The organism is Rhodococcus pseudokoreensis (assembly GCF_017068395.1).
Classification (GTDB): domain Bacteria; phylum Actinomycetota; class Actinomycetes; order Mycobacteriales; family Mycobacteriaceae; genus Rhodococcus_F; species Rhodococcus_F pseudokoreensis.
In genome coordinates this window covers 2,580,201-2,597,188 of sequence record NZ_CP070619.1, presented here as the reverse complement: position 1 = coordinate 2,597,188, position 16,988 = coordinate 2,580,201, and the positions used below count along the sequence as shown (strand labels likewise).

General features: G+C 68.6%; 12 protein-coding genes. 8 read left to right on the top strand and 4 right to left on the bottom strand.

Features of this window, described 5'->3' with window-relative positions:
* The first annotated feature begins 3 nt into the window (after window positions 1–3).
* Together JWS13_RS17005 and JWS13_RS17000 are read left to right on the top strand one after the other, a co-directional pair.
* The gene (locus JWS13_RS17005; RefSeq protein WP_206006687.1) at window positions 4–921 is read left to right on the top strand and encodes a mechanosensitive ion channel family protein; all 918 of its coding nucleotides are present in this window, start codon (window positions 4–6) and stop codon (window positions 919–921) included.
* Between the two features lie 29 nt (window positions 922–950).
* Window positions 951–2,291: a cryptochrome/photolyase family protein gene (locus tag JWS13_RS17000; protein WP_206006686.1), complete on the top strand. Its 1,341-nt coding sequence runs from the start codon at window positions 951–953 to the stop codon at window positions 2,289–2,291.
* 21 nt (window positions 2,292–2,312) lie between these two features.
* Here the strand turns inward: JWS13_RS17000 and JWS13_RS16995 are convergent, their stop codons facing one another.
* The gene (locus JWS13_RS16995) at window positions 2,313–3,521 is read right to left on the bottom strand and encodes an MFS transporter (RefSeq protein WP_206006685.1); all 1,209 of its coding nucleotides are present in this window, start codon (window positions 3,519–3,521) and stop codon (window positions 2,313–2,315) included.
* 98 nt (window positions 3,522–3,619) lie between these two features.
* Here JWS13_RS16995 and JWS13_RS16990 point away from each other — a divergent pair, with 98 nt between their 5' ends.
* Window positions 3,620–4,186 (top strand): TetR/AcrR family transcriptional regulator, encoded by a 567-nt coding sequence (locus JWS13_RS16990; protein WP_206006684.1) that lies wholly within the window; start codon window positions 3,620–3,622, stop codon window positions 4,184–4,186.
* A 4-nt stretch (window positions 4,187–4,190) separates the two neighbouring features.
* Here JWS13_RS16990 and JWS13_RS16985 read toward each other — a convergent pair whose 3' ends face one another.
* Both JWS13_RS16985 and JWS13_RS16980 read right to left on the bottom strand, forming a co-directional pair.
* The gene (locus tag JWS13_RS16985) at window positions 4,191–6,125 is read right to left on the bottom strand and encodes a propionyl-CoA synthetase (protein ID WP_206006683.1); all 1,935 of its coding nucleotides are present in this window, start codon (window positions 6,123–6,125) and stop codon (window positions 4,191–4,193) included.
* 142 nt (window positions 6,126–6,267) lie between these two features.
* Complete coding sequence (locus JWS13_RS16980; RefSeq protein WP_206006682.1) at window positions 6,268–7,305, bottom strand: alpha/beta hydrolase; 1,038 nt, start codon at window positions 7,303–7,305, stop codon at window positions 6,268–6,270.
* 11 nt (window positions 7,306–7,316) lie between these two features.
* Between JWS13_RS16980 and JWS13_RS16975 the strand changes: the two genes are divergently transcribed.
* The 3 genes from JWS13_RS16975 to asnB all read left to right on the top strand — a co-directional run bounded on the left by JWS13_RS16975 (window position 7,317) and on the right by asnB (window position 11,761).
* Window positions 7,317–7,940, top strand: a complete 624-nt coding sequence (locus JWS13_RS16975; RefSeq protein ID WP_206006681.1) for a GOLPH3/VPS74 family protein — start codon at window positions 7,317–7,319, stop codon at window positions 7,938–7,940.
* Between the two features lie 290 nt (window positions 7,941–8,230).
* Window positions 8,231–9,745 (top strand): HNH endonuclease signature motif containing protein, encoded by a 1,515-nt coding sequence (locus tag JWS13_RS16970; RefSeq protein WP_206006680.1) that lies wholly within the window; start codon window positions 8,231–8,233, stop codon window positions 9,743–9,745.
* Window positions 9,746–9,919: 174 nt separating this feature from the next.
* Window positions 9,920–11,761 carry an asparagine synthase (glutamine-hydrolyzing) gene (gene asnB / locus JWS13_RS16965; RefSeq protein ID WP_206006679.1) on the top strand — a complete coding sequence of 614 codons (1,842 nt, stop codon included), beginning with the start codon at window positions 9,920–9,922 and terminating at the stop codon, window positions 11,759–11,761.
* On the opposite strand, the gene JWS13_RS16960 is transcribed toward asnB, so the two are convergent.
* Window positions 11,758–13,251: an acetyl-coenzyme A carboxylase carboxyl transferase subunits beta/alpha gene (locus JWS13_RS16960; RefSeq protein WP_206006678.1), complete on the bottom strand. Its 1,494-nt coding sequence runs from the start codon at window positions 13,249–13,251 to the stop codon at window positions 11,758–11,760. The genes asnB and JWS13_RS16960 overlap by 4 nt on opposite strands.
* Before the next feature lie 179 nt (window positions 13,252–13,430).
* Here JWS13_RS16960 and JWS13_RS16955 point away from each other — a divergent pair, with 179 nt between their 5' ends.
* Window positions 13,431–14,258 (top strand): FAD binding domain-containing protein, encoded by an 828-nt coding sequence (locus JWS13_RS16955; RefSeq protein WP_206006677.1) that lies wholly within the window; start codon window positions 13,431–13,433, stop codon window positions 14,256–14,258.
* Window positions 14,255–16,972 (top strand): molybdopterin-dependent oxidoreductase, encoded by a 2,718-nt coding sequence (locus tag JWS13_RS16950; protein ID WP_206006676.1) that lies wholly within the window; start codon window positions 14,255–14,257, stop codon window positions 16,970–16,972. The genes JWS13_RS16955 and JWS13_RS16950 overlap by 4 nt, the downstream gene beginning before the upstream one ends.
* Window positions 16,973–16,988 lie beyond the last annotated feature (16 nt).

The following is a 16,988-nucleotide window of genomic DNA, read 5'->3' as shown; positions in this document are numbered from 1 at the left end:
GGGATGTTTCCTTCGCTGCAGGCCTTCGAACTGACCGAAACCAACCGTGACTGGCTGATTCACCGGCCGGCCGAGATCGCGGCCTACATCGTTCTGGCGCTCGTGCTGCGTTTCGCGTTGCACCGGATGATCGACCGGATGACGCGGCCCCGGGAGCCCTCGGACAAACCGGCCATGCTCCGTCCCCTGCGGGAACGCGCCCCGCGCGGCGTCAAGGAGGCGATGGTCAACGAGCGTCGCGCGCAACGCGCCCGGACGATCGGGTCGGTGCTCAAGTCGACGGTGTCGATCGTGGTGCTCGTCTGGATGGTGCTGCAGGTGCTCGCCGTCCTCGGCGTCAACGTCGCGCCGTTCATCGCGTCCGCCGGTGTGATCGGTGTCGCACTCGGTTTCGGTGCGCAGAATCTCGTCCGGGACTTCCTGTCGGGCATCTTCATGCTGCTCGAGGACCAGTACGGGGTCGGCGACGTCGTCGACCTCGGCGAGGCCGTGGGAACGGTCGAGACGGTGGGCCTGCGGGTCACCACGATCCGCGACGTCAACGGCACCCTCTGGTACTGCCGCAACGGTGAGATCGTGCGGGTCGGCAACATGAGCCAGGGGTACGCGGTCGCGGTGGTCGATCTGCCGATCGCGCACGCCGCCAACGTGCAACGGGCGTGCGAGGTGGCGCTGGAGGCCGTCACCGAGGCGGCCAAGGGTGACGCGATCGCGGCGGACGTGCTCGAACCCCCGGAACTGCTGGGCGTCAACTCGGTGACCGCGGAATCGGTCACGCTGCGGATCACCGCGCGGACCAAGCCCGGCAGGCAGTGGGCGGTGCAGCGGACGTTCGCCCGCGCGGCGCTGTCGGCGTTCACGCACTACGACATCGACGCCCCGTACCTGTCGGTGCTGTCTTCGGCTCGCTCCACCAACTGAGCGGCCCGCATTTCGTTACCGTGGCAGACATGGACACCGCACTCGTCTGGTTCCGCCGCGACCTCCGGCTCGGCGACCTGCCGACGCTCCACACGGTCGCCGAGTCGGGTGCGCGTGCGCTCGGCCTGTTCGTCCTCGACGATCGCCTGCTGAAGACGTCGGGCGGTGCTCGCCGGGACTTCCTGTTCCGCAGCCTCGCGGCGCTGGACGACAGCCTCGGCGGCCGGTTGCTGGTGGTGAAGGGCGATCCCGTCGAGGTGGTTCCGCGGGTGGCGAAGAAGGTCGCGGCCGAAGAGGTGCACGTCAGCGCCGACTACGGACCCTACGGTCGCGAGCGGGATGCCGCCGTCGCCGAGCACGTCGATCTGGTGGCCACCGGTTCGCCGTATGCCGTGGCGCCCGGCCGCGTGACGAAGGCGGACGGGGAACCGTACCGCGTGTTCACCCCGTACTTCCGGCAGTGGCTCGACCACGGGTGGCGCGCGCCGATCGACACCGGGCCCGCGACGGTGGAGTGGATGGACCCGGACGACGTGAAGACGCGGCGGGTGCAGATCCCGGAACCCGAATCCGACGGGTACGCCGCGGGGGAGGCGGCGGCGCTGGAACGGTGGGCGGAGTTCTGCGAGGACGACCTCGCCGGGTACGAGGACGCGCGGGATCGTCCCGGGCTCGACGCGACCAGCCGGATGTCGGTGTACCTGAAGTACGGCAACATTCATCCGCGGACGATGCTCCGCGATCTCGCCCGCCGCCGCAGCAAGAGCGCCGAGCAGTACCGGCGGCAGCTCGCGTGGCGGGACTTCTACGCCGACATCCTCTTCCAGCGCCCCGACAGCGCACGGGGAAACTACGACCGCCGCTTCGACCACATCCGCTACGACAGCGGGCCCGACGCCGAGGAGGCGTACACGGCGTGGTGCGAGGGCCGGACGGGATTCCCGATCGTCGATGCCGGGATGCGCCAGCTGAAAGCCGAAGGCTGGATGCACAACCGGGTGCGGATGATCGTCGCGTCGTTCTTCGTCAAGGATCTGCACCTGCCGTGGTGGCGGGGCGCCCGCTACTTCATGAACCAACTCGTCGACGGCGACCTGGCGAACAACCAGCACGGCTGGCAGTGGACGGCGGGATCCGGGACGGACGCGTCGCCGTACTTCCGGGTGTTCAACCCGACGACGCAGGGGGAGAAGTTCGACCCCGACGGCGAATACGTGCGGCGGTGGGTGCCCGAACTGCGCGGCATCTCCGGGAAGGCCGTCCACGCCCTGAAAGACGGCCGCCCCGAAGAGTATCCGCCGCCGATCGTCGACCACGCCCACGAACGCCAGGAGGCCCTGGCGAGGTACGGCGAGATCAAGACCCCGTGAGTACTTGTTAACCGCGGGCGGTTAAGAAGTACTCACGGGTGCACGGCGCACGAGGGCCGCCGCGGCGAGGACGATGACGAGTCCGCCGTAGATGCGGGTGGTGTCGACGAGCCCGACCTGCCCGACGAGGTATCCGGCGACCAGCGCGGGAACGCTGTTGGCGAGGTAGGCGATCACGTAGATGCTCGACAGCAGTCCCGCCCGCTCGTGCGGTTCGGCGAGCGGCATGACGGTGCGGATGGTGCCCTGGAAGCCGGCGCCGAATCCGATGCCCGCGACCGCGGTTCCCGCGAGAATCAAGGGTGCCGAGGATGTTTCGGCACCGACGAGGGTGACGGCGACACCGGCGACGAGGGCCGACGCTCCGACGACCAGGACGCGCCGCGCCGCGACGTTGCGCAGCAGGAACACCGCGAGTGCGCCGGTCCCGGTGAGCGTCGCGACCATGATTGCGCCGATCAGCGACGTGTGCACGTCGAGGGCGTTGCGGGCGAGTGACGGTCCGAGCGACAGGTAGAAGCCGCCCAGCGCCCACACGGCGATCAGGCAGGGTCCCGTGGCGACGAGCATTCTCCGCGCGGTGGACGGGACCGCGAGCGCCGGCCGCATCGACGCCAGCGCACCCTTCTGCCGGACCGCCGTCTCGGGTGCGGCCCAGATGCCGAGGATCTCGATCACGAACAGCGCGAGGAGCACCAGGAACACGGTGCTGGTGGGCCGGGGAAGATGTTCGCTGATCAGGCTCGATCCGATGGCGCCCAGTGCGAGACCGGCGGTGGGCGCGATGCTGTTGACGGTGGCGCCGCGTCCTGGTGCACGTTCGAGGTCGAGGAGGGTGGAACCGAGGGCGCTGATCGCGGCGCCGGTCGCGAAACCCTGCACCACCCGGGCGAGCAGCAGGAGTCCGATGCCTTCGGCGGTTGCGAACATGATCATCGAGACCGCCTCGAACGCGAGCGCCGTGATCAGCACGGGGCGGCGGCCGACGTAGTCCGACAGCGATCCCACGGTGAGCAGCGCCAGCAGCAGGCTCAGGGCGTAGATGCCGAAGACGAGCGTCGACTGCAGCGAGGAGAAGCCCCAGTTCGACTGGTACAGCTCGTACAGCGGTGTCGGGGCGGCGGACGCGCCGAGCAGGGTCGCGATCACGACCGCGACGAGCGTGAAGGCGGCGCCACGACGCAGCGCGGGTCGAGAGGTCGGTGGTGCTTCGGGTGCAAGGGTCGGCATGGGCGTACTCCCGGAGAACGTTAAAGCAAAAGGTTTGCGTTAACGGACGCTACGCCGCAGCCATTCTTAATGCAACATCTTTGCGTTAGCATGGGGTCATGAGTCCGGCTCCAGGTCCACGCCCCGGTGGGCGCAGCGCCCGCATCCAGCAGGCGGTGCACGCGTCCACCCGCAAGCTCCTCGACGAGCGCGACCGAGCAGACATCACCGTCCCGATGATCGCCGCCGACGCCGGGATCACCCCGTCGACCATCTACCGGCGCTGGGGCGACATCAACGAGGTGTTCGCGGACGTTGCGATCGAGCGACTGCGTCCCGACGCACCCCCGCGCGAAACCGGCAGTGTGCGAGGCGACCTCGTCGCCTGGGCGCAGGAGTACCTCGAGGAGATGTCGGCGCCGGTGGGGCGGGCGGCACTGCGCGACGTCGTGATGAGCGGCGACACCAATCCGCTCCAGTGCGCGACGTTCTGCCGCACCCAGATCGAGACGATCGTCGGACGCGGGGAACCGCTCGGCTCGGGCGTTCAGGTCGTGGTCGAGCAACTGATCGACCACGTGGTGGCGCCGATCATCTACCGCATCCTGTTCGACCTGAACCCACTCGAATCGGACCGCGTCGAGGTGCTGGTGGATCAGGCACTCGACGCGGCCGTCCGGGTCTGAACAGTCAGCCGCCCAACTGCTTCTTCAGCGCGTCGAGGACGGCGACGTCCTCGATGGTGGAGGGCACCGTGTACTCCTCGTGATCGGCGATCTGACGCATCGTCTTGCGCAGGATCTTGCCGGAGCGGGTCTTGGGCAGCGCCTGCACGACCGTCACGTCGCGGAACGTGGCGACGGCCCCGATCTGGTCACGCACCATCGCGACCAGTTCGGTGCGGAGGGCCTCGGGGTCGATGTCGACGCCGGCCTTGAGCACCACGTAACCGCTGGGCCGCTGCCCCTTGAGTTCGTCGCGGATCCCGACCACCGCGCACTCGGCCACCGCGGAGTGCCCGGCGACGACGGCCTCCATGCTGCCGGTCGAAAGCCGATGTCCGGCAACGTTGATGACGTCGTCACTACGCCCGAGGACGAACACGTACCCGTCCTCGTCGATGTACCCGGAGTCGCCGGTGAGGTAGTAGCCCTCGAACGTGGCGAGGTACGACTTCACGTACCGCTCCGGGTCGCGCCACAACCCGGCCAGCGTGCCCGGAGGCAGGGGCAGGCCGATCACGATGTTGCCCTCGGCCCCCGCCGGAACCGCGTTCCCCTGCCCGTCGACGACGCCCACCCGGTACCCGGGGACCGGGACGGTGGGGGATCCGGCTTTCAGCGGCATCGGTTCGAGCCCGCGCAGATTGGCGCAGATCGCCCAGCCCGTCTCGGTCTGCCACCAGTGGTCGACGACGGGACGGTCGAGGACGCGGGTGGCCCACGCGTACGTGTCGGGGTCGAGGCGCTCGCCCGCGGCGAACAGCGTCTTCAGGGAAGAGATGTCGTACTTCTCGATCTCCTGCGCGTCGGGATCGGCCTTGCGCACCGCGCGGATCGCGGTCGGCGCCGTGAACAGGGCCGCCACCCCGTGATCGGAGATCACCCGCCAGAACGCCCCCGCGTCGGGGGTCCCGACCGGCTTGCCCTCGTAGAGCACGGACGTGGCACCGGCGAGGAGCGGCCCGTAGACGATGTACGAGTGGCCGACCACCCAGCCGACGTCGGACGCGGTCCACCACACGTCGCCCGGCCCGATGTCGTAGATGTTGCGCATCGACCACGTGAGCGCGACGGCGTGCCCGCCGTTGTCGCGGATCACGCCCTTCGGCTTCCCGGTGGTGCCCGACGTGTACAGGATGTACAGCGGGTCCGTCGCGGCCACCGGAACCGGCTCCGCGGGTGCGGCATCCGCCACCAGCGCGTCCCAGTCGAACCACGCCGCGTCGCCGCCCTGGTAGTGGGCCGCCGACCCGGGGACCTGCTCCCGGTCCTTGACGATCACCGTGTGCGGAGGGGTGGCGGACAACTCCAGCGCCTTCGCCACCATCGGGAGGTATTCGACCGTGCGCCCGGGCTCGAGGCCGCCCGACGCCGTCACCAGGACCACCGGTCCGGCGTCGTCGATGCGCGTCGCGAGTTCCTTCGCGGCGAAACCCCCGAACACGACGGAGTGCACGGCGCCGATGCGGGCGCAGGCCAGCATCGCGATCGCCGCTTCGGGGATCATCGGCATGTAGACGATCACGCGGTCCCCGGCCACCACGCCCTGGTCCTTCAGGACGCCGGCGAACCGGGACACCTCGTCGAGAAGTTCTGCGTAGGTGTAGGTGCGGGACGCGTCGGGGACCATGGCCGAGTCGTAGATCAACGCCGCCCGGTCCCCGTTGCCGTCGCGCACGTGCCGGTCCAGGGCGTTGAAACACGTGTTCAGCGACGCGTCCGGGAACCACCGGTACATCGGGGCGGCGGAGTCGTCGAGCGCCAGCGTCGGCGGCGTCTCCCATTCGACGGCACCAGCAGCGGCCAGCCAGAACTCCTCGGGACTGTCGGCGCTCCGGCGGTAGACCTCGGCGTAGCTCTGGCCATGGTTGTCGCTCGAAGGCGCAGTTCCGGGGGAGCTCATCGATGCACGTCCTCTCGTCGTCCTGTGACCCGAAACACCCTATGCGACGTCGGGTGTCCGGGACACCGTCCGGACGGCCGGTGCCGAGGCCTGCGCCGAACGGTGGCCTTTCGTCGCCCGGCGGAGTTGTGCGGTGTGCCGGTCAGAGGCCCAGGGAGCCGGAGATCATCGGCCACGAGTTGTGCAGGTCGTCCTGCCAGTAGCCCCACGAGTGGGTGCCGGTGGGCCGGAAGTCGTACGTCGCGGGGATTCCCAGCGAGTTCAGCCGGTCGGCCAGCCGATGGGTGCACTCGTTGGTTCCGGCCTCGATGATGCCGCCCACGATCACCTGGTTGGCCAGCACGCCGACGTCCCCGTTGACGTCCGGGCCGTTGAGGTTCTCGTGGACGCCGGGCAGTCCGGTGGCATTGCTGATGTACAAGTCGATTCCGCGGAGCTTCTCGGCGTTGACGACGGGGTCGTTGGCCACCCAATCCGGGTCGTCGTACGGTCCCCACATGTTCTCGACGTCGCCGCCACGCACGCTGACGACGAACGTGACGTAATCGCGGCCGGGCTGGGTGCTCGTCTCGGCGCACCCGCTGAACGCGCCGACCGCCCGGTACAGCGAGGGCGCCGCCTCGGCGAGGCTCAGGACGGACGTACCCGACATCGACAGTCCCGCGATGGCGTTGGCGCCGGTCGTTCCGAGCGTGGCGTCGACGATCGGCGGAAGCTCCTCGGTGAGGAACGTGGTCCATTCGTTGACGCCGAGGACGGGATCGGGCTTCTGCCAGTCGGTGTAGTAGCTGTAGGCGCCGCCGACGGGAGTGACGACGTTGACGTTCTTGTCGGCGAAGAAGTCGACCACGTCCGTCCGCGCCTGCCACGTTGCCGAATCCTCACCGCCACCGGCACCGTTCAGCAGGTACAGGGTCGGCCGGGGGACGCTCGTGTCGGCGGGGCGGATGACCTCGAGGAGGATCACCTTATCCATCGCCGCCGAGTAGACGAACATGTTCAGCTGACGGTCGTTGACCTCCTCGATGTGGTCGAGGACCGAACCGTCGGCCGCGGCCGGCTTGTCGGCGGGAAGGGCCCGCCACTCGTCCGCAGACGCCGTCGCCACCTCACCGAACATGGCAGACGAGGCAATGACGGCGACCGCCAGGAGTGCCCGACAGTGTCCGATCGCGCTCATAGCCGCTCCTCGTGCTTGACTGCGGTGCCCGACAACCGTCCGCTGATATTCGGAAATATTTCCCCTTCACGGTAACCGGCAAACATTCCGCGGGGCGGCTGAACGGACACCGGACTTCGCGTTGCCGTCCGCCCTGTCGTGTCCGGGACGGCGCGAGGCCCCGGGATCCGCTGCTCGCGCGGGCAGTCGATCTCATCGGGACGTCCAAGCCGCTGAAACCGGAAGCAGCGATCGAGAAGCTCACCAAGAATCTGCGCGAAGAACTCGCCGAGCGCATCGTCGACGCGGGATGGGTCCGCGAGGAGAAGGGCAAGGTGCTCGGCATCTTCCCCACCACCCGGTGGCCCGAGGTCGACGGCAGCCACGAAGGCGCGGTGCGGAACGAACTGAGCGCCGCGCTCCTCGACGGCGTCACGCCCACTCCGCGCACCGCCGCACTCGTCTCGCTCCTCTCCGCCGTAGACGCCGCCCCGAAGCTGTTCCCGGACGCCGACCGTCGCGCCGTGAAGAAGCGGGCGAAGGACATCGCCGAAGGCGACTGGGCCGGCAAGGCCGTGCGCGCGTCCGTCGACGCCGTCAACGCCGCCATCGTCGTCGCCGCCACCGTCCCCGTCATCGTGGCGGGGAGTGGGTAGGCGGCGAGACCCCGCTGGGCGACTTCCGACGTACTGGTTTAGGCGAATTCAGTTGTGGCCGGCGATCGAGCCGTGCTGCCGGGTGCTCGACGCGGCGGCGAATGTCACCTCGGAATACCGAACTGCTCAATATCTTTGGAAGTTCGTGGTGTTGCGTCGGGCTCGGCTAGGGGGAGAGTCGGCCGTCCGGACAATGAGGTCCGTGCATGACGCCCCTGTCATGCAAGTGCGTTTGGAGTGCTTTGTTTTAAGTCTTGTGCCGTTCGGTGCGTTTCGATAGAATAGAACACATGTTCGATACGGGGGTATTGGATCGGGGGGTTCGCGAGACCGTCAGTTGTCTCGCCGACGCGGAATCCGACGTGGGTCTGGTCGAGTTGATGGCCGATCTGCATCGCAGTGAGTCGGTGGTGGCCGAACGGAAGCTGGCGGTGATCGCAGAGCTGTTCGTGCGCCGCACTGCCGAGATCGAGTCCGACGGGGCATGGACGTCGACCGCGCACGAAGTGGTCGAGGCCGAGATCGGTGCCGCACTCACCATGGGGCGAGCGGCGGCGGGCCGCCTGATCGGCCTGGGCATGTCGCTGCGCACCCGGTTGCCTGCGACCCGCGAGGCCATGGCGCGCGGCGACCTCGACATGTACCGGGTACGCCTGATCGAAGACGCGACGGCAAACGTCACCGACGACCGGATCGGCGAGGTCGAACATCAACTCCTCGAACAGGTTCTGGCCCCGCAACGGTCCGGTGGAACCGGGTTGACCGGCCGCAGGCTGACGAACGCCGCCAACCGCATCATCGCGAGGCTCGATCCCGCAGGGGTTCGGGCCAAGCGGGAGAAAGCGCAGGCCGACAGGTTCGTCGGAGTCAGCGCAGCCGAGGACGGCATGTGCCGCATCCTCGGATCCATCCCCGCCGTGCAGGGCCGGGCATTCGACGCACGGTTGCGCGAACTGGCGAACACCGTGTGCCCGAAAGATCTTCGAACCTACGAACAGCGACGGGCAGATGGACTGTCTGCGCTCGTCGACGGTGCCGGGTACGTGAAATGCGAATGCGGGCGGGTCGATTGCACTCAGGATTCGCGCAACGTGCCCACAGCCCGCAAGCCGCTCGTGCACCTGATCATGCTCGACTCCACACTCGCAGGTAACGATGAACCGGGCTACCTCGACGGCTACGGAATCGTCGACGCCGCACACGCACGTGAGATCGCAGCCGACGCCGACGTCGAAACGGTACGGCCCCCGAGCGTCACCGCGGCGACCACCTACCGTCCCGGCACCGTTCTCGACACCTGGCTGCGGGTGCTGGCCGGCGGGTGCGAATGGTTGCACTGCGATGTCGCGGCCTGGAACACGGACCTCGATCATCATCGGCCGTTCGACCATTCCGATCCCGCCGCCGGAGGTCCGACGGTGGCCGGGAACCTGACCGCCTACTGCCGAAACCATCACCGACTCAAACATTCCGGTCACTGGCAGGTTGACGCCGAGGGCGGAATCGAGATGGTAGCGCCCACCGGACATCGATACCGGCCGCGGTCCTCGGGAATCCTGGGCGCACGCGAGCGTGACCGTGTCGCCGACCCCGCGTCCCGCCGCCGCACCCGTGCGCAGAACACCGCTGGCCGGATCCGGGCCGAGCGCCGCCGCCGGCAGGCGCGCCTGGACGCAGCACGGCGAAGGCGTGGGACACCGAGCGCGTCGGAACCGTCGAACCCACCGGATCCATCGAAGTCGCCGAACCCGCCGACCAGCCCACCCGCCACTCGCGCGGCACCCGACGAACCCGCGCCGTTCTGACCGGCGGCGATTGTGGGCTCGCCGCCTGTGCGCCGAAAAGGGTTACCGTGGAATATAGGTGGTTAGCAAGAGTAAAGAACTGTCAATGTGATTGCTACGGTTCGGACTCGGTTTGCCGCCTCGCAACTGACCATGCGCCGAAGGAAGAGCGCCAGCGACAGCCGGAGGAACAAAATGTGCGGAATCACCGGATGGATCTCGTTCGACCGCGATCTACGCGTCGAGCAGTCCACCGTGGATGCGATGGCCGAGACGATGAACTGCCGGGGGCCGGACGATCGCGGCACGTGGGTCGTCGAACATGCGGCGCTCGGGCATCGACGGCTCGCGATCATCGACCTGCCGGGCGGGCATCAGCCGATGAGCGTGGACACCCCCGGCGGGACCGTGGCGATGGTCTACTCCGGGGAGGTGTACAACTTCGGTGAACTGCGCGAGGAACTGTACGGGCGCGGCCACCGGTTCGTCACGAACTCCGACACCGAGGTGGTGCTCCATGGATATCTGGAGTGGGGCGAGGCCGTCGCGGAGCGGCTCAACGGCATGTACGCGTTCGCCGTCTGGGATTCGCGGACCGACACCCTGGTGATGATCCGCGACCGCATGGGCATCAAGCCGTTCTACTACTACGAGACCCCCGACGGGGTGCTGTTCGGTTCGGAACCCAAAGCGATCCTTGCCAATCCGATCGTCGAGCCGACCGTCACCATGGACGGGATCCGTGAGCTGTTCGCGTTCGTGAAGACGCCGGGCCACGCCGTGTGGGAGGGAATGCGTGAGGTGGAGCCGGGCACGGTGGTCACCGTCTCACGCACCGGACTGCGGACGCACCGGTACTGGACCCTGCAGACCCGGCCGCACACCGACGACCGGGACACGTCCGTTGCGCACGTCCGCGAACTGCTCGACGACATCGTCCGCAGGCAACTGGTCGCGGACGTGCCGCGCTGCACGCTGCTGTCCGGTGGTCTCGACTCCTCGGCGATGACGGGAATCGCCGCGGAGCAACTCGCCGAGGTGGGGGAGACGGTCCGCACGTTCGCCGTCGATTTCGTCGGGCAGACCGAACATTTCGTCGCCGACGAACTGCGGGGCACCCCGGACACTCCGTACGTGCACGACGTGGCCCGCAGATCGGGGACGGCGCACCAGGACATCGTCCTCGACTCCGACGACCTCGCCGATCCCGCGGTGCGCGCGAAGGTCATCCGGGCACGCGACATTCCGATGGGTCTCGGCGACATGGATGCTTCGCTGTATCTGCTGTTCAAGGCGATCCGTCAGCACTCCACCGTGGCGTTGTCCGGCGAGTCGGCCGACGAGGTGTTCGGCGGCTACAAGCAGTTTTTCGATCCGAAGGCGCAACAGGCGAACGCCTTCCCGTGGCTCGTGCAGTTCGCCGAGCACTTCGGCGACGAGAGCAACATTTTCACCCCGGATGTGACGGCGGGGCTGCACATCGACGACTACGTGCAGGATTCGTACGACGCGGCGATCTCCGGGATCGACCGGCTGGACGGCGAATCCGACTTCGAATGGCGGATGCGCAAGATCTGCTACCTGCATCTGACGCGGTTCGTCCGGGTCCTGCTCGACCGCAAGGACCGCGCGAGCATGGCCGTCGGACTCGAGGTGCGGGTGCCGTTCTGCGATCACCGGCTGGTCGAGTACGTGTACAACACGCCGTGGTCGCTGAAGACGTTCGACGGCAAGGAGAAGTCGCTGCTGCGGGCCGCGACGAGGGATGTGCTGCCGCAGTCGGTGATCGACCGGGTGAAGTCGCCGTACCCGTCCACCCAGGACCCCAAGTACGCGGTGGCGTTGCAGCAGCACGGCAAAGACCTGCTCGGTGACCCGTCGCACCCGGTGTTCGGGCTGGTCAGCGCGGACTGGCTGTCGCGGGCGGTGTCCGTCGACACCCCGCAGATCACTCAGGTGTCGCGTCGCGGCCTCGAGCGCACCCTCGACCTCGCGCTGTGGATGGACATGTACAAGCCGACCATCAAACTGTCCTAGTTCAGGCCGAGGTTCCGGTAGCGGGCGAGCCGGGCCGCGAAGCGCTCGCTCTCCGGAACCCCGGTCAGGGCGCGGAGTTCCCGGGAGATGGCCTCGCCGACCCGTTTGGAGAAGTCGACGGCCTCGTCGGCGGCGTCCGGATGCTCGGGAATGATGGCGTCGATGACGCCGTCCCGCAGGAGGTCGAGCGCACGGATGCCCTGGGCGGCCGCCATCTCGGGTGCGTGGGTGGTGTCGCGGTGGACGATGGCGCTGGCACCTTCGGGAGGCAGCGGGGCCAGCCACCCGTTCTGCGCGGCGAGCACGCGATCGGCGGGCAGGAACGCCAGCGCCCCGCCGCCGGTGCCCTGACCGAGCAGAACGGACACGGTCGGCGTCTTCAACGTCACGAGGTCGGAGATGCAGCGCGCGATCTCGGGGGCCAGCCCCCGCTCCTCGGCCTCCTGCGACAACGCCGCACCGAGGGTGTCGATCACCAGGACGAGGGGGATCTGCAACTCCTCGGCCAACCGCATGCCGCGGCGTGCCTCGCGGAGGGCGGCGGGCCCCATCGTGTTCAGCGCCGACTGGCCGGCGCGGTCCTGGCCGAGCAGCACGCACGGCGCGCCGCGGAAACGGGCCAGCGACAACAGCACCGTCCCCTCGGTCTCGCCCTGACCGGTGCCGCTGAGGGGCACCTGCTCGGTGGCCGCGTGCCGCAGCAGGTGGCGGATGCCGGGCCGGTCGGCGCGCCGCGACAGCATCACCGACTGCCACGCGGGAACGTCGGGGATGTCGACGTCCGGCACCGGTTCGGTGGCGGCGGGTGGCGTCGGCGGATCGATCAGCACCCGCAACGCACGGTGCACGAGCCTGCGGAGGCGGGTGGCGGGCACGACGCCGTCGATGACGCCGTTGCGGTACAGGTTCTCGGACGTCTGCACGCCTTCGGGGAATTTCTCGCCGTACAGCGCCTCGTAGACGCGGGGCCCGAGGAACCCGACCAGCGCACCGGGTTCGGCCACCGTGATGTGCCCGAGGGAACCCCAGGACGCGAACACGCCGCCGGTGGTCGGGTTCCGCAGATACACGAGGTAGGGGAGGTGGGCGGCCTTGTGGGTGGCGACGGCCGCCGCGATCTTCACCATCTGCACGAAGGCGACGGTGCCCTCCTGCATGCGGGTGCCGCCCGACGTCGGGGACGCGAGCAGGGGGAGACCCTCGCGGGTGGCGCGTTCGATGGCGGACACGATCCGCTCGGCGGCGGCCACACCGATCGAACCGGCCAGGAACGCGAACTCGCACGCGATGACCGCCACCGGGCGACCACGGACGGTGCCGACGCCGGTGATCACCGATTCGTCGACGCCCGACTTCTCGGCGGCCTTCTGCAGGTCGGACCGGTACTTTTCGTTCGGCCGCGCGTCGACGGGCGCGGTGTCCCAGGAGACGAAGCTGCCTGCGTCCAGTACCAACTCGAGCACGTCGTGGGCGGAGATCTTGGCAGCCATGGACCTGAGAGTAGCGGTCGGGCCCGGCCGGTAGATGTCTGCTACGACCGGTGACGGTCGCGAGCGCGGGTGGAAGAAGGCAAAAAACGCCGAGAGGGCTACTGCGGTGTCTAGAGTCAGGTGAGTTGACGCAGGCCGGGTACGAGAACGACGACACTTTTCCCGAGTGGAGCAGTCATATGGACCTCAACACCATCACCGATGTCGTGCGGCGACCACCCGATCGGCCGGGCGCGCAGTGGCGGGACGGCGACGCGTGGCTGGCCGGGGGAACGTGGTTGTTCTCCGAGCAGCAGCCCGGCCTGCGCAGGCTCGTCGATCTGACGGCGCTCGGCTGGGATTCGCTGGTGCCGAGCGATGCGGGTCTGGGGATCGGGGCGACGTGCACGGTCCGTGACCTGTATGCCTTTGCGCCGCGGGGCGACTGGCTCGCCGGCTCGCTGTTCGCAACGAGTTGTGAGGCGTTCCTGGCGTCGTTCAAGGTCTGGAATTCGGCGACGGTGGGCGGCAACATCTGCATGTCGCTGCCCGCGGGTCCGATGATCACGATGGCCGTCGCGCTCGAGGCGACGTACACCCTGTGGGCGGCCGACGGGTCCGAGCGCACCGTGGACGCCGCCGATTTCGTCACGGGTAACCACGAGAACATCCTCGCGCCGGGTGAGATCCTGCGGCGCATCGACATCCCGGTCGGCGCCCTGCGCAAGCGTCACGCGCACCGCCGGTTCACACTGACACACCTGGGCCGGTCGACGCTGTTCATGATCGGAACCCGGTCGCCCGACGTCGACGATCTGCTGCTCACGATCACGGCGGGCACCACGCGTCCGATCCGATTCGCGTTCGACACCGTGCCCGACGCCGGGACGCTGCAGCAGAGCATCGACGCGTTACCCGAGGACGTGTGGTTCGACGACCCCAACGGCACCCCCGACCACCGTCGGCACCTCGCGAAGCATTACGCCGAGGAGATCCGGACCGAACTCGCGGCAGGAGGTCGGCGATGACGTACACCGTCAACGGCAGGACGTTCGACGAGGAGCCGCACCCCGGGCAGTGCCTGCGGACGTTCGTGCGTTCACTCGGCCATCACGGCGTCAAGAAGGGTTGCGACGCAGGCGATTGCGGGGCATGCACGGTGTGGCTCGACGGCGATCCCGTGCACAGTTGCATCACACCCGCGTTCCGGGCTGACGGGCGTGAGGTGACCACGATCGAGGGCCTCGGTTCGCCGGACGACCTGCATCCGGTACAGCGGCAGTTCCGGGACGCCCCCGGGTTCCAGTGCGGCTTCTGCACCGCGGGGATGATCATGACGTCGGCGACGTTCACCGATGCGCAGAAAGCCGACCTGCCCCGCGCGTTGAAGGGCAATCTGTGCCGCTGCACCGGCTACCGCGCGATCGAGGACGCGGTGAACGGTGTCGCCGCGATCGAGGTCGCCGAACCGGGCCGGGCCGTCGGCACCAGCGTCGGAGCGCCCGCGGCCACCGACGTCGTCACGGGCCGTGCCCGATTCACGATGGACACGGAGATCGACGGATTGCTGCACATGAAGGTGCTGCATTCGCCGCACGCCCATGCGCGCATCGTGTCGATCGACAGGACGGCGGCGCTCGCCGTCCCCGGAGTGCACCGCGTGTACACGTGGGAGGACGTGCCCCGGAAGCTGTACACGACCGCGATCCACACCGATCACCTCGTCGACCCCGACGACACGTACATCCTCGACGACACGGTCCGGTTCGCCGGACAGCGGGTGGTCGCGGTGGTGGCGGACACGGTCGGCGCCGCGGAGGAGGGCTGCCGCAGGGTGGTCGTCGAATACGACGTGCTGCCCGCGGTGTTCGACCCGGAGGAGGCGATGGCCGACGGCGCACCGCAATTGCACGGTTCGGACGACCCGTTCGTCCAGGACCCGGTGCGCAACATCCTGCTCGAACTGCACGGTGAGGTGGGGGACGTCGAGGCCGGGTTCGCCGAGGCCGACGTGATCCACGAGGGCACGTACTTCACGCCGCGGGTGCAGCATGCGCATCTCGAGACGCACGGGTCGATCGCCTGGATGGAGGACGGCCGCCTGCACGTGCGCACGAGTTCGCAGTCGCCGTCGATCGCGAAGGTCAAGCTGGCTCACCTGTTCGACCTGCGCCCCGACCAGTTGCGGGTGTTCTGCGAGCGGGTCGGGGGAGCGTTCGGCGGCAAGCAGGAGGTGATCACGGAGGATCTGGTTGCGCTCGCCACCCTCGACACGCGCAGGCCGGTGTCCCTCGAGTTCACCCGGGAAGAAGAGTTCACGACGGCGTCGCCGCGGCACCCGATGAAGCTGACGGTCAAGCTCGGTGCGCGGGCCGACGGCACGCTCACGGCGTTCCAGGTGCGCAACGTGTCGAACACGGGCGCGTACGGCAACCACGGGGGCGAGACGTTGTTCGCCGCCGGGGCCGCGATCTCGACGTACCGGTGCCTCAACAAGAAGTTCGACGCGTACTCCGTGTACACGAACACCGTGCCCAGCGGGGCGCTGCGCGGGTACGGCATGACGCAGCCCGCGTTCGCGGTCGAGTCCGCCATCACCGAGCTGGCGGTCGCGCTGGGCATCGACCCCGTCGAGTTGCGGCGCCGCAACATCGTCCGCCCCGGTGACTCACTCGTGGCGATCGACGACGGGCCCGACGACGTCGTGTTCGGGGAGGACGGGCTCGGGCAGTGCATCGACCTCGTGGACGCCGCACTGGGACGGACCGGGAACGGGCAGGTGCCGGGCGAGGATTGGCTCGTCGGCGTGGGCACCGCGTGTGGTCTTCACGAGACCGCGCCCCCGACCGAGCACATCTCGGAGGCGTGGGCGACGCTCGGCGACGACGGCGTGTACGAACTCGCCGTCGGCACCGTCGAATTCGGTGAGGGGACGTCGACGGCGCACGTGCAGATCGCGGCCACCCAGCTCGGCACCACGCCGTCGCGGGTACGTCTCGTGCAGTCCGACACCGACCGCACGGGTTTCGACACGGGGGCGTTCGCCAGTGCGGGCCTGTTCGTCGCGGGCAACGCCGTGTCGCAGGCGTCGGAAGCGCTGCGCACCCGCATTCTGGCGTTCGCCGCCGCGCACACGGGGGTCGACGTCGCGTCCTGCTCGATGGACGACGACGCGGTGCTCTGCGACGGCACACGGGTGCCGCTGACCGACCTCCTCGACGCCGCCCGGCCCCGCGGCATCCGGTTCACGGAGGCGCGCAAGGCGTACGGGTCGCCGCGCAGCGTCGTCTCCAACGCTCACGGTTTCCGCATCGCCGTCCACCGGGTGACGGGCGAGATCCGCATCCTCGACAGCGTCCAGGCCACGGACGCCGGGGTCATCATCAACCCGGTGCAGGTGCGCGGCCAGATCGAGGGCGGCGTCGCCCAGGGCATCGGATTCGTGCTGACCGAGAACTTCCACGTCGACGACAACGGTGTGATGACCAACCCCAACCTGCGCAACTACCGCATCCCCACCTTCGCCGACATTCCCCGGACCGAAGTGCTGCTGGTCGATTCTTCGGACTCCGTCGGTCCGATGCGCGCGAAGGGAATGGCGGAGTGCTGCATCAACCCGGTGGCGCCTGCACTGGCCAACGCGCTGGAAGACGCGACGGGCGTGCGTTTCCGCGAGTTGCCGCTCACCCCCGAGCGCATCTACAGCCGCATCGGCGAGAGCAGATCGGTTCCGACGACCTGAGCGGTGAGGAGTAGGC